Consider the following 25,196-nt stretch of genomic DNA (forward strand, 5'->3'; position numbering starts at 1 on the left):
GATTTTTTAGGTTATTGTTTGATTTGCGCTAATTCTGGAGTGTTGGCTACGGCACTAAAATAGTCGCCTAAAGTGGGATGTGCTGCCATTGTGTTGTGTCCATCAACAGTTTCACAGTGAGAAAACTGTTGAGTGCTTTTGTTATATAGCATATAGTAATCGCCAAGCGTGAGTTTCAGCTTGTGTTGGACGGTGGCCATCTGTTTTAGCCATGTTGGATCTAGGGTATCCCAATCACTTTTGTTCATGACGCGAAAGTCAAAGGATACACGGGTGGGACCCTGCTCGTTCATTTGATTGTGGTGCAAGCAACGGGCACCCCAGAACCGTAAAACTTGCCCATTGCTAAGGACCATGGGCCGGAAATCTTTCTTGCCAGGCTGGGACTCTAAATGCAAGGTGTTGCTGGGGTAGCACTGGGTAAACGGTACCCAAAAGTTGATTTCGACGTCGGGGTGGTTATAGTCTGCATCGCAGTGTAATCCAGGTCGGGTGGGATCACCACCAATATCGGCGGGAATGGCGGTATTGTTCGGTAGGTGGATGCGAAATGTAGGTTTTGCCTGGACGACCAGGTGACTATCTACAAACTGTGGTGCAATGACCGTCTTGATAAAGTCTCGGTAGACCTTTAAAACCCTGGGAAGCTTGGGGCTATTGTAGTATTTGTGATGAAAATAAAGATTCTGATCATTGGAGAATGTCAAGACATGGGAAGGCTTGCCCATGGTATGCAGCTGCTCTAATGGCAGAGCGGGACCCTCATAATCGCCCAGCAAAATGTCATAAATGAGTTGGGCGAAGTGGAATCTGTTAGTGTCATAGTCAAATAGATGTTCTTTAGTCAGTTCGGGCTGTTTCATAATGGGCGATGTAGCTGATATAGCCGTTTATTGAATGGGACAGCATGGGCCTATCAGTAGAGGCTATGCTCTAAATTTGATTTATCTTCCTTCAGAGGCTATCTTTGCTACATTGTTTTTATTTTTTCCCAAAGAGAATTATGCACAAATAATGTCTACAAGAGTCCTCCCTTTATCAAAGGGAGGTGCCGTAGGCGGAGGGGGCTGACTGTTGCGCCAGTTATCCAAACCCCTCCCTGGCGGTTCCCCCTGGTAAGTCTATGGTATATACACAAGTTCTGGATACTAGCCTTCGCGGTTGCCCTCACCCCCTCTAACTCCCCCTTGGTAAGGGGGAGGACTGGAGTTTCCCCCCTTACCAAGGGGGGATTAAGGGGGGGTAATGCATGATTTTGGGCTTCTTTCCGAGATGTGTGCTTTACCAAGCCTCTCAAAACGATAGATTATTTACTTGCACATCCCTCTACAGACACTGCTGTGCTAGATTTTTCACTTAGCATAGGATGAAGCCGCACCACTGATCGTCATCAATACCGAATCCATTTTTTGAGGACACGCGTAGGTTTGCCGCTTTTGGAGGCGATCTGGGGTTTACTCCAGGCTCCGACTTCGGCAAAGCCTAGACGATGAAGAATTAGGATGATGATGGCTATGATTTGACGTTGATTTGGCTAGGTGAGCGGAGTCGAACCTAGCTTTCGAGGCGTTTTTCGATGGCGCTGATCAGTTCTGTAAATCCTGATTCGGTATGAATCTCAGGAGTCAGGGTATTCATATCTTTGAGGGTTTCGGTGAGTTCGGCGATGGTGGCGCGAATACGGGTGTAGAGGTCGATGGATTCGCGGAAGCCTTGCATGTTAGCGGCACTGACGGTTTTCATTGCTTCTTCTAGAGCTGCGATTTCCTGTTCCCAGTGTTGGATGTAGCGGATGCGTTTGATGGGTTTATAGATTTGGGCATCGTCGAGGACGATGGGAAAAATGCGATTGTCGAAATTACCACTAGCAGCGATTTCCACCAGTTCAAACATACAGTTTTCAGATTTGAGGTATTTGTCGCTGATAATGATAATTACGGCTTTGCCTTTGCCGATTTGTTGCATAAAGTCTTTGATGCGACCTTTGAAGCCTAGATCTCGCTTATCGCGAATGAGATTAATGCTTGTTGCTTTTAACGCCTCGTCTACTTTGTTAGTAATGTCTTCGCTGTCGCCCCCCCAGGCATAAGAAATAAATACTTCTTTTTCTGGCTGATACATCTGTGTTGGGGTACTTTGGCGAATTAGGTCATTGGGCTGTAATGGCAGTCCCTGGAGATTATTCGAGGCAGATGTGTATCGCTGGGAGAAGACGCCATCCTCCTTGCTAGCTAGTAGGTCCTCTATATTTCGATACAGGATGTCATCCAGCAATTTCCGTACATCCACCATTTTGTAGCTTTCCTGGCATTGGATCTGGTATTGACCATCGCTGAGAAACTTTTGCAGACGCTGGTAGGGGTAGTCGTGGGGTGTTTGACTGTCTTTGCAGATTTCGCAGTTACAAGGGATTAACGTTTTGTACTTTAACTGTTCGTAGGAACGATGGATTTTTTCTAGTTCGTGGGTGATGGCGGATAGCCAGCGTTTTTGATTGGTGCCGGAAACACGAATGCGGATTTCGCTTTTGGGATAATGTTCGGTAACTTCGGCATGGGCAGTACCGTTGGTGAAAACGACACCAGTCTTCCAAACCCTGGTTTGGTTTTCGATATATTCGTGGAGTTCGACGATGAGACGGGTGAGGATACCCTTGGGCATGAAGTCGTAGCGGTAGCGGAGGATGAGATTTGAGGTTTCGTCCCACGGATAGTCAGGTTGTTCTGGTGAGAGGAGTTGGGGTGCGATGAAATGGTTAGCGCAGCCAGGGATTTCATAGCAGAGTTTGAAGCGCATCATGAGTTGGAGCAGTTCATCCCTCATTTCGGCATATTGGCTATCGCTCCAGATGGTGTTGAGCTGCTCACGGGTAAAGCGACCAAAGTTCTCGTGAATCTCCTGGGTGTCTAGGGCGTCATAAACAGCGGCGGTGCCCCACTCGGGTTTAAGGATGACGTAGTGTTTAAGGATGGGATCTTCGTGGAAGTGGAGGATGACGCCTAGATCGTGGAGGTAGTTGCTGAGACTGTTTTGACGGTTACGCTCGGTGAGCTGGCTGGTGCGGCACAGGTCTCGGTATTTTTCGAGGGTGATGTAGTTGCAGTTGGTGGCGTAGTTTTCAAGAGCAGAGCGAACACGCACCCAAACTTTTGGTAACGGAGTGCCCACATGGTCTAGCTGGGTAATCCGCTTTTGGATGGATTCTTTAATGGCGTCTAAGCCACGATTGTCTGCCAGGTTTGTGGCGAAGACTTTTTCTAGATTGGTGAACTCGCCTCTCAGAGCACGTTCGTTGACGTCGCACTGGCGGTCTTGTTTTTCATTTTTGATAATAAAGACGGGGCTGTTGTCGCTGAGAAGGGAGACGATATTGAGCCAGTAGTAGAAGTCAGTATTTTCCTGGCGGGCATCAACTACCAGGGCGTAGAGAGAACGCTTAGTGAGAAAGAACTGGTGGGTAGCATGGTAGATCTCTTGACCACCAAAATCCCAAATATTGGTGCGAAAAGGCGTTTTGTTTGTTTGCTCAAATTCCCAACGAATAACGTCAATGCCTTCGGTGGATTCTTCTTTAGAGTCAATCTCATAGTCAGGATGAATGAGTTTTTTAGCTAAGGTGGTTTTACCGGCCCCACCTTCACCGACGATGATGAATTTAGATTCGTAAAGAGGTTCGGTTTCGTTGGGATCAAGGACCTGGAAATAGTAGTCAAGAATTGCTTGTATGTTGCCAGAACTCTTTAAGATTTCCGGTGGTATCGGAATCGGATTTCCTTGCAAATTCAGATATTGAAGAGACTTAAGCTGGACAATCTGAGGGGGTAGCTGAGTGAGTTGGTTAGAGCGGAGGTCGAGCTGCGTGAGACTGGTAAGCTGGACAATCTGAGGGGGTAGCTGAGTGAGTTGGTTAGAGCGGAGGTAGAGCCGAGTGAGACTGGTTAGCTGGACAATTTCAGGGGGTAGTTGAGTGAGTTGGTTCGCGCTGAGGTAGAGCTGCGTGAGACTGGTTAGCTGGACAATTTCAGGGGGTAGCTGAGTGAGTTGATTCGCGCTGAGGTCGAGCTGAGTGAGACTGGTGAGCTGGACAATTTCCGGTGGTAGCTGCGTGAGTTGGTTCGCGCTGAGGTCGAGCTGAGTGAGACTGGTAAGCTGGACAATCTGAGGGGGTAGCTGAGTGAGTTGGTTCGCGCTGAGGTCGAGCTGCGTGAGACTAGTTAGCTGGACAATCTGAGGGGGTAGCTGCGTGAGTTGATTCTCGCGGAGGTCGAGCTGAGTGAGACTGGTGAGCTGGACAATTTTAGGGGGTAGCTGAGTGAGCTGATTCTCGCTGAGGTAGAGCTGAGTGAGACTGGTGAGCTGGACAATTTTAGGGGGTAGCTGAGTGAATTGATTTGCGCTGAGGTCGAGCTGAGTGAGACTGGTAAGCTGGATAATTTCAGGAGGTAACTGAGTGAGTTGGTTAGAGCTGAGGTAAAGCTGCGTGAGACTGGTAAGCTGGATAATTTCAGGGGGTAGCTGAGTGAGTTGGTTAGAGCTGAGGTAAAGCTGAGTGAGACTGGTAAGCTGGATAATTTCAGGAGGTAACTGAGTGAGTTGGTTAGAGCTGAGGTAAAGCTGAGTGAGACTGGTAAGCTGGATAATTTCAGGAGGTAACTGAGTGAGTTGGTTAGAGCTGAGGTTAAGGTTCTGGAGATTGGTTAGCTGTCCAATTTCAGGAGGTAACTGAGTGAGTTGGTTTGAGCTGAGGTCGAGCTGAGTGAGACTGGTTAGCTGTCCAATTTCAGGGGGTAGCTGAGTGAGTTGATTTGAGCTGAGGTCGAGCTGAGTGAGACTGGTTAGCTGTCCAATTTCAGGGGGTAGCTGAGTGAGTTGGTTCGAGCGGAGGTCAAGGTTCTGGAGATTGGTTAGCTGTCCAATTTCAGGGGGTAGCTGAGTGAGTTGGTTCGAGCGGAGGTCAAGGTTCTGGAGATTGGTTAGCTGTCCAATTTCAGGGGGTAGCTGAGTGAGTTGGTTCGAGCGGAGGTCAAGGTTCTGGAGACTGGTTAGCTGTCCAATTTCAGGGGGTAGCTGAGTGAGTTGGTTCGAGCGGAGGTCAAGGTTCTGGAGTACTTTTAATTGGGAAATTTCGAGTGGTAACTGTGTAAGTTGATTGCCTGGTTTATCACTGGGGAAAAAGCTTCTGTGTGCATATCTCCAATTGCCAAAAATGATTAGTGATTTTAAATTTTTGAGTAGTCCAATTTCGGCTGGCAGTTTGGTAAGGGAATTGCCAAAATATTTCCCAAAGGAATCATCTTTAACCTCCTTCGCCAATATCAGTGTCTCAAGCTGACTCAGCTTTCCAATTTCCGGTGGCAATTCCGTCAAATCAGCCCCAGCCAAATCTAGCTCCGTCCAGCCTTCCTCGGCAGCTTGGTCAATCAGCTTTAGCAGTTCATCTTGAGTCATCGGTCGGCAGCGATCGCAGGAGTCTACCTAGTTCTAACAGTTTCCTGCCCCCTAGTGCGTCTTTGTAGCATTGAATTTAACTTATATAGAGCTGGTGCGATCTTGTTTTCTCAACATCGTCTCCACCTATGTACTACGAACTGCTCTGAAAAAATACCACCAGCACACTACCACTTTCAAAACCTATAAAAATTTAGTATTGAAAATTAAGACTGGAAGAACCTTAGAAGAAGTTTACCAAGAAGCTCCTGAGATCCGATTGTTGACTTATACAGTTCTTATGAATCAATGCATTGAAAGATTAATTACCCTTAAAATAAGGAACCTTTATGCAAGCAGCAACGTTTATTACCCAGGAGTTATCGGTGGTTTAACCATGCACTGCGTGCAATCTTTTGAAGGATATCAACTAAAGCCGGAAAAGCTTAGGTAGATGGAGAATTAAGAAGTAGCAGGAGACGTTAGTGAAGCCCTCTATGCTGATGTCTACTATCTGACTTCTATCCTTGGGAAAACATTCCACTCTAAATTGATACCCTGCTAAATCATCGTCATATTTAATGTTGAGTATATTTAAAAGCTATGTTGATCAATAGCTCAGTTAAACAAAGAGAGAACCAGCCCCGTATTTTAGTCGCCTCCGTACGAGGCTTTCGCTTTCAAGTCGCTAACTGTGTGCTGTATGAATTCGAGGACTTTATCTGCGATTTAGAAGGAGCAGAACTCTACGCTCCTACCCAGGAATTTGACCTGGCTAGAAAAATATACCGCTTCTCTAAATACGCGACGCATTCTGACAAGATTGCCAGTTCTCTTGCACCATTTCCAACTAAGGTATTGCTAGAAAACGAATACGACTTGCTATTTGTCGTTTGCGATAATCCCTGGCAACTCCATTTACTGGAAACCATTAAAAACTGGCGTGATAAATGTCGCCATAAGGCTTGCTACATCATGGAAACATGGAAGCCAAATTTTGATGACTGGCGTTTAGCCCAAGAACCATTCAAGAATTTTGACCATATTTTTGCAGGGACCGCCCACTGTGTTGAGATTTACTCAAACGTTACAGGGTTGCCTAGCAATTATCTGGCACCAGCCATTGATGCCCTTAAGTTTTGTCCCTATCCCAATCCACCCCAGAGGATGATAGATGTTTGCTGTGTGGGGCGTCGTCATCCAGAAACCCATCAATCATTGTTTCAACGTTCTCAGCAAGACGATAACTTTTTCTATTATTATGATACTGTCAACAATCGTGACTTAGAAGTTGGCAATCCTCAAGAGCATCGCGCTAAGTTAGTAAATCTCTTACAGAGAAGTCAATATAATATTGCCGTCAATGCCAGGTTTGATGCCCTGGAAGAAACAGGAGGGTATCAAGAGATGGGCAGTCGTTATTTTGAAGCGGTCGCTGCGGGTACCGTGTTGCTGGGCATACCTCCCAAGGGTGATGTATTTCCCCGTTATTTTGATTGGGAAGATGCCATCGTTCACGTAGATCTTTATGAACAAGATATTCTGGCGGTGATGGAAACGCTCAATGCCCAACCTGACAGGCTTGAAAGGATTAGGCGTCGTAATGTTGTGAATGCTTTACTCAAGCATGATTGGGTCTATCGCTGGCGAGAGGTTTTAGCGGCATTTGATTTGCAGCCGAGCCAGGCTGTGATTGAAAGGGAGAAACAATTGCAACAGCTGGCGTACAGGGTTGATTCTATTGATATGTCCATAGCGTGTTAATGCTGTTGTCAGCAACTCAGTTGCTCGTAGTTAACGTTAGGAAATTTATCTTGTTGAGGGGTTGGATGAGTGCGGTGATAGTGTCGCCTATGCCCGTTTAGAGGTCGATGGATGATGGTAAGTACAATCAAGTTTAGCAACGGTGATCAAATGCCCATGGTGGGCTTAGGCACCTGGACATCTACCCCCAGGAGTGTGCAGCATAGCGTTAAGCGTGCGATCGCAACAGGTTATCGTCTGTTGGGGTTAGGCCCATGGTCATTGGCCCCTGGCGATGTGTATAGCGCCGTTAAGGATGCGATCGCAGCGGGCTATCGCCACATTGACTGCGCCCACATCTATGGCAACGAAGCCCCTGTTGGTCGCGCCCTTGCGGATTCCTTTAAAGCAGGTGTTGTCACCCGAGGAGAAATGTGGATCACCTCCAAACTGTGGAATGATTCCCATGCCCCAGAAGATGTACAACCCGCCTTGGCAGCGACTCTCTCAAATTTGCAGTTAGATTATCTAGATCTGTATCTCATCCATTGGCCTGTGGCCATGAAAAAAGGAAGCTCAGACCCCCTAACGGCAGAGCACCTGATCTCCCTGGACACACTCCCTATTTTGACCACCTGGCGAGCAATGGAATCTCTTGTGGATAAAGGGCTGTGCCAGCATATTGGAGTATCAAACTTTAGTAGTGCAAAGTTACAAAATCTGTTGGATAATGCCCGACTTCAGCCAGAAATAAACCAGATTGAGCTGCATCCCTATTTACAGCAACCATCAATGTTAGAGTTTTGTCAGGCCAACAAGATTCACCTGACCGCTTACGCCCCCCTCGGTTCCTCGACGCGCCCTGATAACCTCAAGTCAAAAGATGAGCCAGTTTTACTGAAAGAGCCCACCATTGCTGCCATTGCTAAGCGCCATGGCGTCACCTCTGCCCAGGTTCTCCTGAGCTGGGCTATGCAGCGGGGCACTGCTGTCATTCCCAAGTCCTTCAATCCAGAACGTATCCGCCAAAATTTGGCATCGGCTGATGTTGTGCTGACTCCAGAGGATATGCAAACCATTAAGGGTCTGGATTTGAATCGTCGCTATGTGGATGGTGCATTTTGGCAAGTCCCAGGGGGACCGTATACGGTAGACAGTATTTGGGATCTGTGACGTTGGCACATAGAGACCCGATCGAGACGCTTACATCAAGATAGCCTTGCGACAATAAAAGGCTTCTGCATATTTATCGGGTGCATTTGACTCAATTCCCCGCAGTCTCAGGATTGATGAAAACGTTTCTTCGTCAAACCATTGCTTGTTGAACTGAGTTTGAAAATGCTGCATCAGGTAATCTATTTTTCGCCGATAAGTGAATGCATCAAGATGTATAAAGAAGTTGGGATTTCCTAAATCTCCATCATATTTAGGAATCTCATATTCTAAAATCATATGGTTGCGAAAGGCATTCCAAGTCAGTTCAGAGATTAACCGATGATCTTGATGCAAGTCATTACGATAGTGGGTCAGAACTAGATCAGGAGAACAATTCTTGCTTAACTGATCAAAAAACTCTTTGATTTCTATGCCAATGTATGGAAAAAATCGTTCTCTGAATTCTTTAATGACAATATTTTTCTTGTTGACCGGTTTTAGGAAGCTATTTGCACTGGCTAGGGCCTCCTCTTTTCGATGTCCAGTTGCCGAGAAAACCACCCAATCAACTTCAATCTCTGGACAATGGTCAATCAATTTCAAGAGGGTGCCACCACAGCCGATTTCAATGTCATCACTGTGGGCACCCAGGCAAAGAATGCGACGGAATGTATGGTTATCCTGATGGTTACCGATGAGTTTCATCATAAAATTGTACGATTTTTGAAGACTTAAGCGATTTTTAGGTCAGGCTTTGGGCTATTGCTGAATATTTCTGGGTGAGACTCCCATACAGCCCATGGAGTGTTCCCTTTGGCATACATATCGTCAAATAGTATCTTTTCTTTTAAAGTGTCCATACAGGCCCAAAAACCAGGATTTCTGTAGGCAATCAGTTGTTGTTTTCGAATCAATCGCTGGAATGGTTCAAGCACTAACTCTTCACCGGGGGAAATATAGTCAAAGATTTCTTTTCTCAGTACAAAGAATCCTCCATTGATCCATAAATCTGAATGACCCACCGATCGAATATTTTCCACGATGCCATCTTCATTGGTTAAAGAAACAACGTGGAATGATTGTGAAGGTTGCACGGCTAAAAAGCTGGCAATCTTATTTTGTTGTTGAAAATACTCAAGGTATAAATTTAGATCAAGATCGCTGAGACCATCTGAATAATTGGCTAGAAAGGTGTCTTCTCCTTCTAAATAAGGCTTGACCGCAGCTAAACGCTCGCCAATGTTTAAATTGAGCCCAGTATCAACAAAGGTGATTTTCCAGTCTTCTATGTCAGTGGTATGGAGTTGAATATCCTTGCCACCCTTAGATAAGGTAAAGTTGTTGGATAAACACTCGTCGTAGTTAAGAAAGTAATTCTTAATGTAGTCTCCTTTATAGCCAAGGCATAAAATAAATTCTTTATGGCCAAAGTGAGCGTAATATCGCATCAGGTGCCAAATAATTGGGCGATAGCCAATTTCAACCATTGGCTTGGGGATAGTTTCAGAATATTCTCTGAGTCGGGTGCCTAAGCCACCACAAAATAGAACAACTTTCATTTGGATTCTCCTTATGTTTTTTTACATGCTGAACTGGAATAACTGGTTAGCAAGCCATGGTTAGCAAGCTATGGTTAGCAAGTTATGGTTGGCCAGGGTAAATGCAGCATTCTTGATGGTCGAAAAATTCAACTGAGATCGCTCAGCGATATCAAGCAATGTGTGTTCTCCATCGGAGAGATTTAACGTCCACAACATGGCCATGCGCTCGTCAGGGGTTGTTTGTTTACCTCCCATGGTGCTGTAAAGACCTCGCTTGCCTAACTGGGGTTCACATTTAGGATTCGTATTCAAGTAGGCGTAGTTGTTTTCTAAAACATCGAGCACATTCACATAGGTTTCGAAGGAATTGACTAAAGCAGACGTTTGCACAAAGTCTAAATTGTCAGCCGAGGTGTGATATTCAGGGTAGGTGCCAAATTGACTTCTCGTGAGGCTACCAATAGGCAAGTTGAAGCCAGGTGAGCAAAATTGTCGTTCATCATATCCATAGGGTGAAAAATCAGAAACTTTATGGTCTTGGGACAAATTTTGTAGGATATGGGTGACGGCCCTATCAATGTCTGCATTGCCACGACGGCTTTTCTTATAGGCTAAAGGACCTGAGTCGCCAACATTAGAAACAGTTAAACCATGCTTAATGAATGAAACTCGATCCTCATTGCGGCTCAACCAAGTAATCGAGCCGATGGTACCTGGAATAAACAGGAAACGGTAGGAATAGCGTAAGGATTGTTGTTGGCTAAGATGTTTCGCTAGAAACGTGACGAGTGCGATGCCCGATAGATTATCGTTGCATAGGGATGGGTGGCAACTATGGCAGCACAATAAGACTTCGTCAGATGTTTGTCCTGGTAATAATAGCTCGCCATAGGTGAGAGAACCTGATTCTAAAGAAGAATCAATATAGACTTCATAGTCACTCTCTGGTAGAGATTGCAGTACCCGATCCGATAGGCAAAACCCCCATGTCTCTTGATAGTAAGAGGTGCGATAAGGAATCCAATCGGGTCGATCAGGCATTGAGAAAAGATGCTCTTTTAACTGGGAAAGAGACATCGTTTGATGAATTGCAATGCTGTAGTTTAGTACGTGTAAGTTTGATGATTGAAAATCAACGATTTTCTTGCCCGTTTTATCTTTGATGTAAGCATCCTTGATATTCCATTCTTTAGGAACCGTCCAATCAAAAACGGGTGTACCTGTCGGCACTTCATGAATTTCTAGGGGAATATGTTGCTGGATAATGTTGAGTGACTTGCGTACGCCATTGCCTGTGATGCTACGGCAAATTGGATATAGATCGCTGATGAGGTTATACATGTCTAACCCTAGGCGATGTATATCATCGATTGATTTTGCATCAAGCTCCATATTCATGTTCATGCTCCTGGAATGCTTTAAGGAGTAGCGATCGCAAACTGTATTCAAAAAATGTCTAAGGTTAAACCATAAGAGGCACTGACAGATTTATCTGTCTCAGCGCTTGGTTCGCGTTTGGTATGTAAACCCTGCCTTACAAAACTGGGGTAAGGCAGCTACACACATCGTTTAGCCCCTATGGTTTTATGGTGTATGCATCCTGTAGACCGGCAGGCGTCACAGGTATCCCTAGCTAGGAATAGACGTTTACTATTCCCTAGGAATAGACGTTTACTTCAGGGATGGGTACAACAAATTTTCCACCCCATTCGCGGATCACACTCATTTGCTGCATAATTTCGTCTTTTACATTCCAAGGCAAAATCAACACATAATCGGGTTTTGTTTCTTTGATTTTATCGGGGTGATGAACAGGAATATGGGTGCCCGGCAGGAATTTTCCATGCTTATAAGGGTTTCTATCCACCGTATAGTCAAGAAAGTCTGTGCGAATGCCACAATAATTTAGGAGAGTATTCCCTTTGCCCGGTGCCCCATAGCCAACAATTGTTTTCCCGTCTCGTTTTGTTTTAATCAAAAAGTCTAGAAGCTTACGTTTGGTTTCGCGCACTTGTTCATCAAAATGAGTGTAGCGTTCTAGACTTGTAAACCCGGCGGCGGCTTCACGTTGTCTCAAGTCAATGACGCGCTCGCCCACGGGCTTAGAGATATCGTCTGTGTGTCGCGCATAGACACGTAACGAGCCACCATGGGTGGGTAGTTCTTCTACATCAAAGAGGGTCATGCCATGGGCTGCAAAGATGGTCTCTAGGGTGCTCAGGGTATGATAGAAAAAATGCTCGTGATAAATGGTATCAAATTGATTCAACTCCATGAGGCGCATCAAATGTTGAATCTCCCCAGTGAAAACGCCTTGGGGCTTCATTAAAATTTTGATGCCTGCAATAAAATCGTTGAGATTGGGCACATGGGCAATGACATTATTGGCAGCAATCAGATCGGCGGACTTCCCCTGTTGCACCAGTTTCTTAGCACAGTCTTCTCCAAAGAATTCATTCAGGGTGGGAATGCCTTTATCAATGGCAACCTTGGCGATGTTCGTTGCCGGTTCAACGCCTAGCACCGGAATCTTTTTTTCTACGAAATACTGTAGGAGATATCCGTCGTTACTGGCTAGTTCCACAACGTGACTTTCTTCATTGAGGTGAAACCGTTCAACAACCTGATCTGTATATGCTTTGCACTGAGCCAGCCAAGTATCACTGTAGGACGAGAAATAGGCATACTCAGTGAAAATATGTTCTGGGCTGACGTATGCTTCTAGCTGTACCAGGAAACAGTTGCTACATACCCGTACATGGAGAGGATAGAACGGCTCCATCTGGTTGACTTGATCCGCACTTAGGATGCTTTCACATAGGGGCGACATGCCCAAATCTACCAGGGTGTGGTTTAAAGACGTTCCGCAAAAGAGACACTGGGGCGTATTTTGAGAAGACGCTTTGATCGTTTCTTTCGTAGCCGTTTGCTGACTCATGTTTTAATTTTAAAGGGGTCTACAGGGGAAAGGGTTGAGGGCTTACATCCACTGAGCAATGGCCGCTTCAGTGACTGGCCGCATATCGGTTCCAGAGCCATAGGCTTGGCTCCAGGTGATGCTTTGTTCCAAGCCTTGATCTAGGGAAATCTGAAGCACCCAACCTAGCTTCAGTCGTGCTTTAGAACAATCTAAGCTCAGGGAGTGGGCCTCGTGGGGATGGTAGGCGTTATCTTGTTCCCAGGTCGCCCCCTTGCCCCAGAGTGATACGAGTTTATCCACTAATTCCTCTCCAAAAATTAGGATCCATTGCACCTCTGGGGATGTATTGTTGCCATTGGTTCTATTTCCTAAGAATTCACCAGGATTTATACGCGAAGACGGCAATGTTCGGATTTAAGTTTCCAGAACTCAAATCTCGACCTAATATTTATTTTTGTTTTACACATCAACAACTTTGTGAATGTCAGAGCATAGATAAATATCTGTTTTTTTGATTGATCACTCGCACAATAACAGGTTTTCGTTAATTTATATGACGTACCCGTAGTACATGGTTGAAAGGCTGCTTTTCTCCAAGAGAAATGCTTTTTGTTAGATCTGGCCCATGCCCATGGGCGGGATGGTTACTTGCAGTTGGTAGAAGATAGGCTGTCTAATCTTCACTGTTTACTGTTCGTTTAAGTACGGAAAAAAGGGACATTCTCAGGTTATGTCTGCAATATCCCCCTGTAGCTTTTTTTCTGTTCGATCCATGACACCTACACTGATTCTTAGAAATTGCGCTTTGGTTAATGGTCCGGCTGACATTGCGATCGCAAACTCAACCATCATTGCCATTGAACCCAACCTACCGCTCACCGCCCCCACTGAAATCGACGTCGCAGGCAACCTCGTCAGTCCACCGTTTGTCGAATCCCACATCCATCTAGACTCGGCCCTGACTGCCGGGCAACCCCGCCATAACCAAAGCGGCACCTTGTTTGAAGGCATCGAGATTTGGAGAGAACGCAAACAATCCCTCACCCTGGATGACATCAAACACCGTGCCACCGCCGCTCTCAAACTAATGGCCAGCCAGGGTACCCTTTTTGTCCGTACCCATGCTGATGTCAGTGAAGCCAGTCTAACTGCGTTGCAAGGCTTGCTCGAAGTGCGTGACACCGTCAAAGACTGGATGACCGTCCAAGTTGTCGCCTTTCCCCAAGACGGCATTTATGGCGGCCCCAAAAACGACGACCTGATGGAAGAAGCGATCAAACAAGGAGCCGATGCCGTCGGCGGCATTCCCCATTACGAACTCACCCGCGAAGATGGTGTCCGCTCCGTCCACCGCATCTTCGAACTCGCCCAAAAATATGATCGTCTGATCGACATCCACTGCGACGAAATCGACGACGACCAATCTCGCTTTCTCGAAGTCGTCTCCGCCTGTGCCTTGCGCACTGGTTTAAACGAAAAAGTCACCGCCAGTCACACCACCGCATTTGGCTCCTACAACGATGCCTATGCCTTCAAACTCATGGGCTTCCTAAAACGGTCCAAGATTAACTTCATCGCCAATCCCCTGATCAATATCACCCTTCAGGGCCGCACCGATACCTACCCCAAACGCCGTGGCCTCACCCGTGTTAAAGAACTGTGGCAAGCTGGTTTGAACGTCAGTCTCGGCAATGATTGCATCCAGGATCCCTGGTACGGTCTCGGCATGGGCCATATGCTCGATGTTGTCTCCATGGCTGTTCACGTTTGCCAAATGACGGGGCTTAAAGAACTGGATGCCTGCTACGACATGGCAACCATCTGCGGAGCCAACACCCTAAACCTGCAAGACTCCTACGGCATACAAGTGGGCAAAACGGCAAACCTGATTGTGTTGAACTGTCCTAGTAAGTATGAAGCCATCCGCTGTCGGCCCGTCGTCAGTCATGTGATTTCTCGTGGAAAAGTACTGGTGGAGACAACCCCGCCTGAGATTAAGTGGCAACAAGAGGTGGGTTGATTGTGGGAGCGTTACATGCAACGCCCCTACTTGCCTAGCGTTTATCATTGAAATACTTCATTCTGCGGAGACAGGTCGATGACAGCAGCCAAGAAAGTTCGCTGGACGGTAGATGACTTAGAGAGCCTGCCTGACAGTAGCGATCGCTTTGAAATCATTGATGGAGACCTGCATGTGACTAGAGCACCCCATTGGAAACATCAGGATGTTGCCGGTGCCATTTATGCAGAACTTTTGGCCTGGTCTAAGAAATTGCCATTGGGAAAACCTATCTTTACTCCAGGAGTGATTTTTTCCCCTACCAATGCAGTCATTCCCGATCTCATTTGGGTCAGCAATGAGCGAATTGAAACATTGATGGACGATGCAGGTCATCTGACAGGGGCACCTGAACTGGTGATTGAGGTTCTATCTCAGTCGCAGAAGGATAAAGATCGTGATAGAAAATCTAAACTTAAACTTTATTCTGTGGAAGGTGTCCAAGAATATTGGATCTTTGATCGCGAACAGCAAATGGCTGAGGTTTTTCGTCGCGAAGACGGCATTTTGGTTAAAGTCCTTACTCTCTATGCTAAAGACACATTAACCAGTCCTTTATTGCCAGACTTTAGCTGCGGGGTTGCCTCCCTTTTTGCTTAGTGCGATAGCGTCAGCGTTGACTAGTCAGTTCGCAAAATCCTTTTGTCCAGGGCGTGCACAAAGCAACGCCTCTTTTGCCCAGGGCGTGCACAAGGCAACGCCCCTACTTTGCCATCCTCACAGACAGACAGACATTGCATGCAACGTCTCGATCCCTTTTGCCACACTTAACACCACATGGTTAAACTCTATGACTTACCATAAAGAAATGTTTTGCTAGTACTAGTACTGATTTATCAGTCTAGTTATGATTTACCTGCCTGAGCTGTAACCCTATCCGCCCCATGCCCCAGTCAAAGACCTCGAAAACGGCCAAGACACGCAAGTCGAGCGGCAACGGCAAAGCCGCTAATGGCAAGGTGACGACTAATGGCAGGGCAGCAAAAACTAAACTGACGAACCTATCGGATGACCTGATCCGCATTCGCGGTGCCCGTCAGCACAACCTAAAGAATATCGATCTGGACCTGCCCCGCAACCAGATGATCGTCTTTACGGGGGTGTCTGGTTCTGGTAAGTCATCCCTTGCCTTCGATACGATTTTTGCTGAGGGCCAGCGCCGTTACGTTGAATCCCTCAGTGCCTATGCCCGGCAGTTTCTAGGGCAGGTGGACAAGCCCGATGTGGATTCCATTGAAGGGCTGAGTCCGGCGATTTCCATTGATCAAAAGTCCACCTCCCATAACCCTCGCTCCACCGTAGGGACGGTAACTGAAATTTACGACTATCTGCGATTGCTTTATGGTCGGGCAGGTCAACCCCATTGTCCCCATTGCGATCGCTCCATTGCCCCCCAGACCATTGACCAAATGCTGGATCAGGTGATGGCCTTGCCAGACCGCACGCGTTTTCAGATTTTGGCCCCGGTGGTGCGCGGCAAGAAAGGGACCCATGCCAAACTGCTGTCGGGATTAGCGGCGGAAGGCTTTGTGCGGGTGCGGGTGGATGGCGAAATCCGTGATCTCAGCGACAATATTGAGCTATCAAAGAATAAGATCCACGATATTGAAGTGGTGGTGGACCGCCTGGTGAAGAAAGACGATATCCAGGAGCGTCTGGCGGATTCCTTGGCTACCTGTCTAAAACGGGCTGAGGGCATTGCGGTTATTGATATTCTCGCTGATCGTAACAAGGACAATGTGGTGCCGCTCAAGGCTAAAAGTGGGGGTAAGGGCAAGAAGGCTGACATGCCTGTAGCGGCAGAGGAAGAGGGAGAATACGGTGCTGAACTGCCGTCAGAGCTAGTCTTTTCTGAGAATTTTGCTTGTCCAGAACATGGGGCGGTGATGGATGAACTGTCGCCTCGTCTGTTTTCGTTTAATTCACCCTATGGTGCTTGTCCCGATTGCCATGGGTTAGGCAGTCATCGGCGGTTTGCGGCAGATTTGGTGGTGCCTGATCCGAATTTGCCAGTGTATGCTGCGATCGCACCCTGGTCCGATAAAGATAACACCTATTATTTCTCTCTTCTTTACAGCGTTGGTCAAGCCTACGGGTTTGAGATTCAATCCACCTGGTCTAGCCTTACCGACGAACAGCGCGACATTATTCTCCACGGTTCCCCTGACAAGATTTATATCGAAACCGACTCCCGTTACCGCGACAAAAAGGGCTACGAACGCAAATATGATGGAGTGCTTCCCATCCTTGACCGACAGTACCGTGAGAGCACGTCCGATCTCTACAAACAAAAGCTCGAAAAGTATTTGATCGATCAAGTGTGTGAAACCTGTAATGGAGCCAGGTTGCGGCCAGAATCTCTTGCCGTCAGAATGGGGCCATACAACATTCTTGACTTCACCAGTGTTTCCATTCGTGATTGCCTGTACAACATCGAAGATGTTATGGGTGAGCACGGAGAAGACTCCCCTCTAAGCAAGAAGCAACTGGCTATTGGTGAGTTGGTTCTCAAAGAAATTAAAGCTCGCCTTACATTTTTGTTGGATGTGGGGTTGGACTATCTCACCCTGGACCGTACTGCTATGACGTTGTCAGGTGGTGAGGCCCAGCGTATCCGCCTCGCAACTCAAATCGGTGCGGGTTTGACGGGGGTGCTATACGTTCTTGACGAGCCCAGTATCGGTTTACATCAACGTGATAACGCACGGTTATTAAAAACCCTTGATCGTCTTCGTAATTTGGGTAATACCTTAATTGTGGTTGAACACGACGAAGATACCATTCGTGCCGCCGACCACATTGTAGATATTGGGCCTAAGGCGGGTGTTCATGGTGGTGATATCGTTGTCAATGGTGATTTGAAGGCGCTATTAAAAAATAAAGAGTCTCTGACGGGCGCTTATCTGTCAGGGCGAGAGAGTATTGGTACACCCGCTGAACGCAGACCAGGTAATAACCGCAAGCTACAAATTCGCAATGCCCATCGCAACAATCTGGAGAATATCGATGTTGATATTCCCCTAGGTAAGTTTGTCTGCATCACAGGTGTTTCTGGTTCTGGTAAATCCACCTTGATTAATGAGTTGCTTTACCCGGCTCTGCAACATCATTTTGGTAGCAAAGTGCCTGAACCTAATCAGATGGAGCCGATTAAGGGGCTTAAAGCCTTAGATAAGGCCATCGTCATTGATCAATCACCCATTGGTCGTACACCGCGCTCGAACCCGGCTACCTACACAGGGGTGTTCGATGTTATTCGTGATTTGTTTGCTGAGACTATTGAGGCTAAAGCGAGGGGCTATAAGCGCGGGCAATTCTCTTTTAACGTTAAGGGTGGGCGCTGTGAAGCCTGCGGTGGTCAGGGCGTGAATGTGATTGCCATGAACTTTCTGCCCGATGTATACGTTCAGTGTGAGGTGTGCAAAGGTGCACGCTACAACCGTGAAACTTTGCAGGTGAAATACAAGGGCAAAACGATTTCCGATGTGCTGAATATGACGGCTGAAGAGGCCTTGAAATTCTTTGAGAATATCCACAAGGCGGCCAATAAGTTACAGACCATGGTAGATGTGGGTCTGGGCTATATTCGCTTGGGGCAGACGGCTCCCACCCTTTCTGGTGGTGAGGCTCAGCGCATGAAGCTGGCCTCTGAATTGGCCCGTCGCTCTACAGGTAAAACCATGTATCTGATTGATGAGCCGACTACGGGCTTATCTTTCTACGATGTCCACAAGCTGCTGGATGTGGTGCAGCGTTTGGTGGACAAAGGTAATTCTGTGGTGATGATTGAGCACAACCTGGATGTAATCCGCTGCTGCGACTGGGTGATTGATCTAGGTCCTGAAGGGGGCGATCGCGGTGGTCAAATTATCGCTGAGGGTACACCCGAAGAAGTCGCTCAGGCGGAAAATTCCTACACCGGGCATTATTTGAAGCATGTGCTGGAGCAACATCCACCTACAGCGTAATTGAGGAGATATGGAGATTTTGGGATGATGTGCAGCATGTGAGATGTAGGTTGGGTTAATGAAAGGTTTTGATGGGTGCAAGGGTTCAGGAGTTTGGATAACCCAACCTACGGGGAATTGAAACCTAAGCCGCTGACTCGGTAGAGGGTTCGCTATCCGCTGGGATTTGGCTTTCAAGCTCGCCAATGGCTGCATTGATAGCCGCTAGCTGCACCTGTAGCCGGTTACGGCTGGTCTTTAGCCAATGAAGCTTCATCTTTTGGCAATTGGCATAGAAATTGGCGTAATCACTATTGGTGCAGTTTTCAGATGCATGGGGTTTACAAAATGGGAAAAACATGACGGCAGGCTAATACAAAGAGGTACGCCTATAGGCTACCAACTTTCTAAAAAAGATGTGGTCAGGCTCGCTAACTAGAAATGATGCGGTGAAGCTTGCTAACTATGATCCTGACAAATACCTGAAACCTTAAAGGAGGTTGCTTGATAAGCTCAAGGATACTAAGTTTTTCTAAATGGCTATACCTGATTTAATGATTTTTTGGCAAACTGAAGTGAGGGCAAAATCTCTTGGGGTTTGCCAAATGGCTAGAACCTTGATAATTGAATAGTTTTAGGTTTCTTAGATGGATGGGTTGCGATCGCAATCAGATAAATCTATTGCTTGGTTTTGACCTTTGCCAAAATTACCGGTAGAAACCTCATCTGATAAGCATTTGGGCCTACGGACTCGCCAAACACCAATCCCGACAACCGGGACTGAAACTATGCCAAAGTTCTAGACCGCTTGTCGGATGTTGATCTCGCCAAACACCAATCCCGACAACCGGGACTGAAACGACTCCAACCAAGTGCAGCCTCTTGTAGCTTGATACCTCGCCAAACACCAATCCCGACAACCGGGACTGAAACTGAGATAAATACCAACTTTATAAATCCCCTTGAAAGCTCGCCAAACACCAATCCCGACAACCGGGACTGAAACGCTTGAGATGACAGACCAGGAACGAGGGTTCCCCCCTCGCCAAACACCAATCCCGACAACCGGGACTGAAACGAAAAAGGTCCTGGCGACGGCGCGATGGTCCCCGTTCTCGCCAAACACCAATCCCGACAACCGGGACTGAAACATCCTGGCGAAATATGGAACGATGCTGCCTACTGACTCGCCAAACACCAATCCCGACAACCGGGACTGAAACTTCGAAGCGCAGATTGCAGCAGGGGTTCCCTCACCTCGCCAAACACCAATCCCGACAACCGGGACTGAAACGCGACTCCAAGGCTGTTGAATTAATCAATAAATTAGCTCGCCAAACACCAATCCCGACAACCGGGACTGAAACACGATTAACTACAGGCAGCCAACAGTAAATGAAGACTCGCCAAACACCAATCCCGACAACCGGGACTGAAACATTAGATGACTGGAAATAGAACTGGCCCAAAGAAGAACTCGCCAAACACCAATCCCGACAACCGGGACTGAAACTACCAATGTAAACTTCCAGTACACTCTGCCATATCCTCGCCAAACACCAATCCCGACAACCGGGACTGAAACCTCCCCCTCAAGCCTGAGGGGGAGGGGGGGGTGTTGCTCGCCAAACACCAATCCCGACAACCGGGACTGAAACCTTTCCTGTTAATTCCGGTATCTTCTTGGCTAACTACTCGCCAAACACCAATCCCGACAACCGGGACTGAAACTGGGGGAAGGGAGTCTGTTAAATATGGCCTTTCCGCTCGCCAAACACCAATCCCGACAACCGGGACTGAAACATCATGGGACAACTAGCCTCATTGGAGGGTCTTGTTGTGATCTCGCCAAACACCAATCCCGACAACCGGGACTGAAACATCATGGGACAACTAGCCTCATTGGAGGGTCTTGTTCTCGCCAAACACCAATCCCGACAACCGGGACTGAAACAATGAATTCACGATGGATTACAGTACCGCAATGAGTCTCGCCAAACACCAATCCCGACAACCGGGACTGAAACAGTTGATAAATGCCTTACGTCGATAACAGTAGTGCCTCGCCAAACACCAATCCCGACAACCGGGACTGAAACGCTTACAAAATGTAGATGAAGCCATCGAAGCCTATGCTCGCCAAACACCAATCCCGACAACCGGGACTGAAACGCGGACGACAAATAGAAAAAATAGCTGTCCCTTCGACTCGCCAAACACCAATCCCGACAACCGGGACTGAAACGCAAGCCTAAGCCGGTTCGCTCCCAAAAGAACGCAGCTCGCCAAACACCAATCCCGACAACCGGGACTGAAACGGGTACAGCCTCACCGTCAGTTTCCGCTTGTCCAACTCGCCAAACACCAATCCCGACAACCGGGACTGAAACTAAATAATCTCGTAGAGTTTGAATGGTTTCCCCACCTCGCCAAACACCAATCCCGACAACCGGGACTGAAACCTAAAGGGCTGCCAACGTCATAAATCCGTTGATGTTGCTCACTCGCCAAACACCAATCCCGACAACCGGGACTGAAACAGCCCTATCGATCTCTTCAATGCGGGCTTTCTCAACTCGCCAAACACCAATCCCGACAACCGGGACTGAAACAAGAGATAAAGGACTGAAGTGAGGCGGGCGTGTGGCGCTCGCCAAACACTAATCCCGACAACCGGGACTGAAACTGATGCCTCTTGTCCCTTGAATCAGTTGAGGTCCCCTCGCCAAACACCAATCCCGACAACCGGGACTGAAACGGCGCGATCGCTCAGGGGGAGTGTGCGCCATAGACTCGCCAAACACCAATCCCGACAACCGGGACTGAAACTCCATCATGGGACGAGCGATTTCACGAGGCACTCGCTCTCGCCAAACACCAATCCCGACAACCGGGACTGAAACCCTTAAAAACACCAACCTCAGACACACGGAGCAGTCGAACTCGCCAAACACCAATCCCGACAACCGGGACTGAAACTGTACCTTTCTATGATTTTGAAGATTGGGCCGTTGCTCGCCAAACACCAATCCCGACAACCGGGACTGAAACCTAGGATTTCACCACCTAATACTTCATCACGTCCGTCTCGCCAAACACCAATCCCGACAACCGGGACTGAAACACAGTGAATTAACAGTATTTCTAGTCGAGCTAAGCACTCGCCAAACACCAATCCCGACAACCGGGACTGAAACAAGTCATATTCCCCTTCAATGTCGATGAAGGCAGATCTCGCCAAACACCAATCCCGACAACCGGGACTGAAACCTGGGCAGCTAATTACACGCCCCCCACATAGAGACTCATGGACTCGCCAAACACTAATCCCGACAATCGGGACTGAAACATTAAGGATTGCTTGCCTGAGGAGACGTTTAACCAGCTCGCCAAACACTAATCCCGACAATCGGGACTGAAACATCTGCTTGATTTGTTCGTAGGTGTTGGGTGGAACCTCGCCAAACACTAATCCCGACAATCGGGACTGAAACATGCGCTACCGAGGGTCAATCGCTGCAATGGCAGATGCTCGCCAAACACTAATCCCGACAATCGGGACTGAAACATCGCAAGCCCAGATGGTACGCCATTAATTCAAGAAACCTCGCCAAACACTAATCCCGACAATCGGGACTGAAACAGCTTTGATTACTCAACGTAAATCGAGTTGATCCTGCTCGCCAAACACTAATCCCGACAATCGGGACTGAAACATGCGCTACCGAGGGTCAATCGCTGCAATGGCAGATGCTCGCCAAACACTAATCCCGACAATCGGGACTGAAACATCGCAAGTGCAAAATCACACTAACTTCGGGCTCTTGGCGACTTTTGGTGATCCGAATGGGATGGCAAACCGTAAATAGGGATTGGCCTTCACGTGCATCCCATCATGGACTTTCTACAGCATCTACTCCCTGACTCATCAGCCTTAGCCCTGAAACACTGGGATTTAGATACCCAAACCCATCGGTTCATCGTTACAGTAGAATCCACTCAGGTGATTGCCCATTGCCCATTGTGCCAAGCTCCCACTGGACGGGTTCATAGTCGTTATCAACGAACGCTCAGGGATTTACCCTTGGTTCAGTTCAGCCTGACTCTCTTGTTAGAGGTGTGTAAGTTTTTCTGTCTCAATGACACCTGTCAGCGACGGATCTTTACTGAGCGCATACCCAGTGTTGTCGCCCCTTGGGCTAGGCGTACGACTCGTTACACAGACCATCTAATCGCCATAGGATTAGAATTGGCTGGGTCAGCCGCCGCTAGATTAAGTCACAGAGTAGGCTACGCCTATAGCCGAAATACCTTTCTGCGCCTTCTCTCCAGCTTGCCGCTACCCGAGGTGATTACCCCTAGGAGTCTGGGCGTAGATGATTTTGCGTTCCGTAAAGGTCATCACTATGGAACTATCTTGGTGGATCTCGAAACACACCATCCCATTGCTTTGTTACCAGACCGGACAGCAGAAACCTTAGCCGCATGGTTAGAAGAGCACCCTGGTATTGAAATCTTGTCACGGGACCGTTCCAAGACGTACAAGCGTGGGATGACTCAGGGAGCTCCCGATGCCATTCAGGTGGCAGATCGCTTTCATCTGTTACACAATCTTGAAGAGACTCTAGAAAAGGCTCTGAAGAGTCACTCAAAAATCCTCAAACAGATTGAACAAGAACAGCTTCAATCCGAAGGAGCTACGGTGTCTGAAGTTTCGACATCACAGAATTCAACTCCCCAAACAGCCCAACAACAGAAAACGGCCCAAAAGCGAGCTGAACGCCTCGAAAACTATGAGCAGGTCCACAGCTTACGGAAGCAAGGATACAAGGTCAAAGATATTGCCTATCATCTAGGGATGGGTGAGCGTACGGTGTATACCTATCTATCGCATGAGACGTTTCCGGAATGGCAGCCATCCAGCCGAAAACGCAGGAGTATTTTAGACCCCTACAAGTCATATCTCATCGATCAATGGAACCAAGGACGTCAGCACACCAAACAGCTCTTTAAGGCAATTCAAGAAAAGGGCTATTCAGGGACCTACGAAACTCTTGCACGCTATACCCATACGCTACGGTCAGCTCAAGCTCAGCTAAGCCCCAACCCTGACTCATTAAAGGACTTGCCTGGTCGAGGTCCGGCCCCAAAGGTCACCATCAAGTCCCAGAAACCGTTAAGTGCTCGGCGAGCGGCTTGGTTAGTTCTCCAGAAACCGGACACGTTGACAGATAAACAAAAAACGCTCTTGGAACGCCTTAGTCAACGATCTGAACTATTGGAGCTCATAAGGCTCACTCAGGACTTTATCAGCCTTGTCCGACAGCGACTTCCTGCACAGTTAGATAACTGGTTAGAAAAAGCTAAGAATACTACAGTGAAAGCATTTCAGAGCTTTGCCAAAGGATTGGACGAAGATTATGATGCGGTCAAAGCTGGCGTTACATTAGAGGTTAGCAATGGCCCCGTTGAAGGCCAAAATAATCGATTAAAAATGCTGAAACGACAAATGTTTGGACGGGCAGAGCTAGACCTATTGGCTAAGCGACTAATTTTAACAAACAGATAGTCTTCTGGGGCGATGGTTCAGGCTAGGGTAGCGCGATCACCAAAAGTCGCCAAGAGCCCGAAGTTTGGTGTGACTGCCTGCCGAAGTTGTGTGAATCAGCACACTAATCCCGACAATCGGGACTGAAACGGTAGTGATCAAAACGAGATATACGACTATTTAGATCTCGCCAAACACTAATCCCGACAACCGGGACTGAAACTTGCGTTAATGCTGAAGGCTCGCCCAACCAAAAACCTCGCCAAACACTAATCCCGACAATCGGGACTGAAACATAGCAACATGCCTCAGTACACCAATCCTTCGATGCTCGCCAAACACTAATCCCGACAACCGGGACTGAAACATTGCAGCTACTTTGCTCGCATACTTTTCTCCCGGCCTCGCCAAACACCAATCCCGACAACCGGGACTGAAACTTTTTAAGTGGTGGTCAAAAGTCCGTCATATGACGCTCGCCAAACACCAATCCCGACAACCGGGACTGAAACGCGGCAATTCATAAAGGTCATCTCGGGTTAGGCCATGCTCGCCAAACACCAATCCCGACAACCGGGACTGAAACGAGGCACTAAGGAAAACGCTGACTGCGGCTACTCCGCTCGCCAAACACTAATCCCGACAACCGGGCATGACAATTTTCAGCATATTAGAGTTATTACTCTATAAACTACTAATCATAACAAAGAGAACAAAGCCGACGATCAGTAGAAAAATAAACCAGCTGCCATCAGAATCATTTTTCTTAGACTTGTTGATATTTTCTGACAAATCCCGCTTGTAGTCGCATAGGATACATGCGACGTGATTTTTGTCAGTTAGTACTAGTCCATGT

14 protein-coding genes and 2 CRISPR repeat arrays are annotated in these 25,196 nt (G+C 47.5%); of the genes, 6 read left to right on the forward strand and 8 right to left on the reverse strand.

The window, feature by feature from the left end:
* Positions 1 to 11: 11 nt before the first annotated feature.
* Together U2F10_RS31385 and U2F10_RS31390 are read right to left on the reverse strand one after the other, a co-directional pair.
* Positions 12 to 863, reverse strand: a complete 852-nt coding sequence (locus tag U2F10_RS31385) for a hypothetical protein (protein WP_499874250.1) — start codon at positions 861 to 863, stop codon at positions 12 to 14.
* Between the two features lie 691 nt (positions 864 to 1,554).
* Positions 1,555 to 5,448, reverse strand: a complete 3,894-nt coding sequence (locus U2F10_RS31390) for a leucine-rich repeat domain-containing protein (protein ID WP_499874252.1) — start codon at positions 5,446 to 5,448, stop codon at positions 1,555 to 1,557.
* Between the two features lie 582 nt (positions 5,449 to 6,030).
* On the opposite strand from U2F10_RS31390, the gene U2F10_RS31395 reads away from it, so the two are divergent.
* Both U2F10_RS31395 and U2F10_RS31400 read left to right on the forward strand, forming a co-directional pair.
* Positions 6,031 to 7,191 (forward strand): glycosyltransferase, encoded by a 1,161-nt coding sequence (locus U2F10_RS31395; RefSeq protein WP_163670124.1) that lies wholly within the window; start codon positions 6,031 to 6,033, stop codon positions 7,189 to 7,191.
* 114 nt (positions 7,192 to 7,305) lie between these two features.
* The gene (locus U2F10_RS31400; protein WP_499874527.1) at positions 7,306 to 8,343 is read left to right on the forward strand and encodes an aldo/keto reductase; all 1,038 of its coding nucleotides are present in this window, start codon (positions 7,306 to 7,308) and stop codon (positions 8,341 to 8,343) included.
* Between the two features lie 30 nt (positions 8,344 to 8,373).
* Here U2F10_RS31400 and U2F10_RS31405 read toward each other — a convergent pair whose 3' ends face one another.
* The 5 genes from U2F10_RS31405 to U2F10_RS31425 all read right to left on the reverse strand — a co-directional run bounded on the left by U2F10_RS31405 (position 8,374) and on the right by U2F10_RS31425 (position 13,086).
* Positions 8,374 to 9,033, reverse strand: coding sequence for a PIG-L deacetylase family protein (locus U2F10_RS31405; RefSeq protein WP_163670122.1), 660 nt, complete (start codon positions 9,031 to 9,033; stop codon positions 8,374 to 8,376).
* A 23-nt stretch (positions 9,034 to 9,056) separates the two neighbouring features.
* Complete coding sequence (locus tag U2F10_RS31410) at positions 9,057 to 9,884, reverse strand: glucose-1-phosphate cytidylyltransferase (RefSeq protein ID WP_499874253.1); 828 nt, start codon at positions 9,882 to 9,884, stop codon at positions 9,057 to 9,059.
* 60 nt (positions 9,885 to 9,944) lie between these two features.
* Positions 9,945 to 11,264, reverse strand: coding sequence for a DUF4910 domain-containing protein (locus U2F10_RS31415; protein ID WP_499874255.1), 1,320 nt, complete (start codon positions 11,262 to 11,264; stop codon positions 9,945 to 9,947).
* 259 nt (positions 11,265 to 11,523) lie between these two features.
* Positions 11,524 to 12,804, reverse strand: a complete 1,281-nt coding sequence (locus U2F10_RS31420; RefSeq protein WP_499874256.1) for a methyltransferase domain-containing protein — start codon at positions 12,802 to 12,804, stop codon at positions 11,524 to 11,526.
* Between the two features lie 42 nt (positions 12,805 to 12,846).
* Positions 12,847 to 13,086, reverse strand: coding sequence for a CDP-glucose 4,6-dehydratase (locus U2F10_RS31425; RefSeq protein ID WP_163670114.1), 240 nt, complete (start codon positions 13,084 to 13,086; stop codon positions 12,847 to 12,849).
* A gap of 472 nt (positions 13,087 to 13,558) precedes the next feature.
* Between U2F10_RS31425 and codA the strand changes: the two genes are divergently transcribed.
* The 3 genes from codA to uvrA all read left to right on the forward strand — a co-directional run bounded on the left by codA (position 13,559) and on the right by uvrA (position 18,813).
* Positions 13,559 to 14,806, forward strand: coding sequence for a cytosine deaminase (gene codA, locus U2F10_RS31430; RefSeq protein WP_499874257.1), 1,248 nt, complete (start codon positions 13,559 to 13,561; stop codon positions 14,804 to 14,806).
* Positions 14,807 to 14,884: 78 nt separating this feature from the next.
* A complete protein-coding gene (locus U2F10_RS31435; RefSeq protein ID WP_499874258.1) occupies positions 14,885 to 15,445 on the forward strand; it encodes a Uma2 family endonuclease in 561 nt (186 codons plus the stop codon).
* 284 nt (positions 15,446 to 15,729) lie between these two features.
* Positions 15,730 to 18,813, forward strand: coding sequence for an excinuclease ABC subunit UvrA (uvrA, locus tag U2F10_RS31440; RefSeq protein ID WP_499874260.1), 3,084 nt, complete (start codon positions 15,730 to 15,732; stop codon positions 18,811 to 18,813).
* Between the two features lie 124 nt (positions 18,814 to 18,937).
* On the opposite strand, the gene U2F10_RS31445 is transcribed toward uvrA, so the two are convergent.
* A complete protein-coding gene (locus U2F10_RS31445; protein ID WP_163696623.1) occupies positions 18,938 to 19,153 on the reverse strand; it encodes a hypothetical protein in 216 nt (71 codons plus the stop codon).
* A 389-nt stretch (positions 19,154 to 19,542) separates the two neighbouring features.
* Positions 19,543 to 22,582: a CRISPR direct-repeat array (repeat unit 37 nt; unit sequence CTCGCCAAACACCAATCCCGACAACCGGGACTGAAAC).
* Between the two features lie 105 nt (positions 22,583 to 22,687).
* Between U2F10_RS31445 and U2F10_RS31450 the strand changes: the two genes are divergently transcribed.
* On the forward strand, positions 22,688 to 24,361 hold the full coding sequence (locus U2F10_RS31450; RefSeq protein WP_499874261.1) for an ISL3 family transposase: 1,674 nt from the start codon (positions 22,688 to 22,690) through the stop codon (positions 24,359 to 24,361).
* A gap of 165 nt (positions 24,362 to 24,526) precedes the next feature.
* A CRISPR array of direct repeats spans positions 24,527 to 24,999; the repeat unit is 37 nt; unit sequence CTCGCCAAACACCAATCCCGACAACCGGGACTGAAAC.
* The last annotated feature ends 197 nt before the right edge of the window (positions 25,000 to 25,196 follow it).

This window comes from Leptothoe sp. EHU-05/26/07-4, assembly GCF_043421015.1.
GTDB classification, from domain to species: domain Bacteria; phylum Cyanobacteriota; class Cyanobacteriia; order Phormidesmidales; family Phormidesmidaceae; genus Leptothoe; species Leptothoe turfae.

Excerpts from the sequence above, each read along its gene's own strand:
- U2F10_RS31385 (WP_499874250.1), bottom strand. The coding sequence starts at position 863 with ATGAAACAGCCCGAACTGACTAAAGAACATCTATTTGACTATGACACT.
- U2F10_RS31390 (WP_499874252.1), bottom strand. The coding sequence starts at position 5,448 with ATGACTCAAGATGAACTGCTAAAGCTGATTGACCAAGCTGCCGAGGAA.
- U2F10_RS31395 (WP_163670124.1), top strand. The coding sequence starts at position 6,031 with ATGTTGATCAATAGCTCAGTTAAACAAAGAGAGAACCAGCCCCGTATT.
- U2F10_RS31400 (WP_499874527.1), top strand. The coding sequence starts at position 7,306 with ATGGTAAGTACAATCAAGTTTAGCAACGGTGATCAAATGCCCATGGTG.
- U2F10_RS31405 (WP_163670122.1), bottom strand. The coding sequence starts at position 9,033 with ATGATGAAACTCATCGGTAACCATCAGGATAACCATACATTCCGTCGC.
- U2F10_RS31410 (WP_499874253.1), bottom strand. The coding sequence starts at position 9,884 with ATGAAAGTTGTTCTATTTTGTGGTGGCTTAGGCACCCGACTCAGAGAA.
- U2F10_RS31415 (WP_499874255.1), bottom strand. The coding sequence starts at position 11,264 with ATGAATATGGAGCTTGATGCAAAATCAATCGATGATATACATCGCCTA.
- U2F10_RS31420 (WP_499874256.1), bottom strand. The coding sequence starts at position 12,804 with ATGAGTCAGCAAACGGCTACGAAAGAAACGATCAAAGCGTCTTCTCAA.
- codA (WP_499874257.1), top strand. The coding sequence starts at position 13,559 with ATGACACCTACACTGATTCTTAGAAATTGCGCTTTGGTTAATGGTCCG.
- U2F10_RS31435 (WP_499874258.1), top strand. The coding sequence starts at position 14,885 with ATGACAGCAGCCAAGAAAGTTCGCTGGACGGTAGATGACTTAGAGAGC.
- uvrA (WP_499874260.1), top strand. The coding sequence starts at position 15,730 with ATGCCCCAGTCAAAGACCTCGAAAACGGCCAAGACACGCAAGTCGAGC.
- U2F10_RS31445 (WP_163696623.1), bottom strand. The coding sequence starts at position 19,153 with ATGTTTTTCCCATTTTGTAAACCCCATGCATCTGAAAACTGCACCAAT.
- U2F10_RS31450 (WP_499874261.1), top strand. The coding sequence starts at position 22,688 with ATGGACTTTCTACAGCATCTACTCCCTGACTCATCAGCCTTAGCCCTG.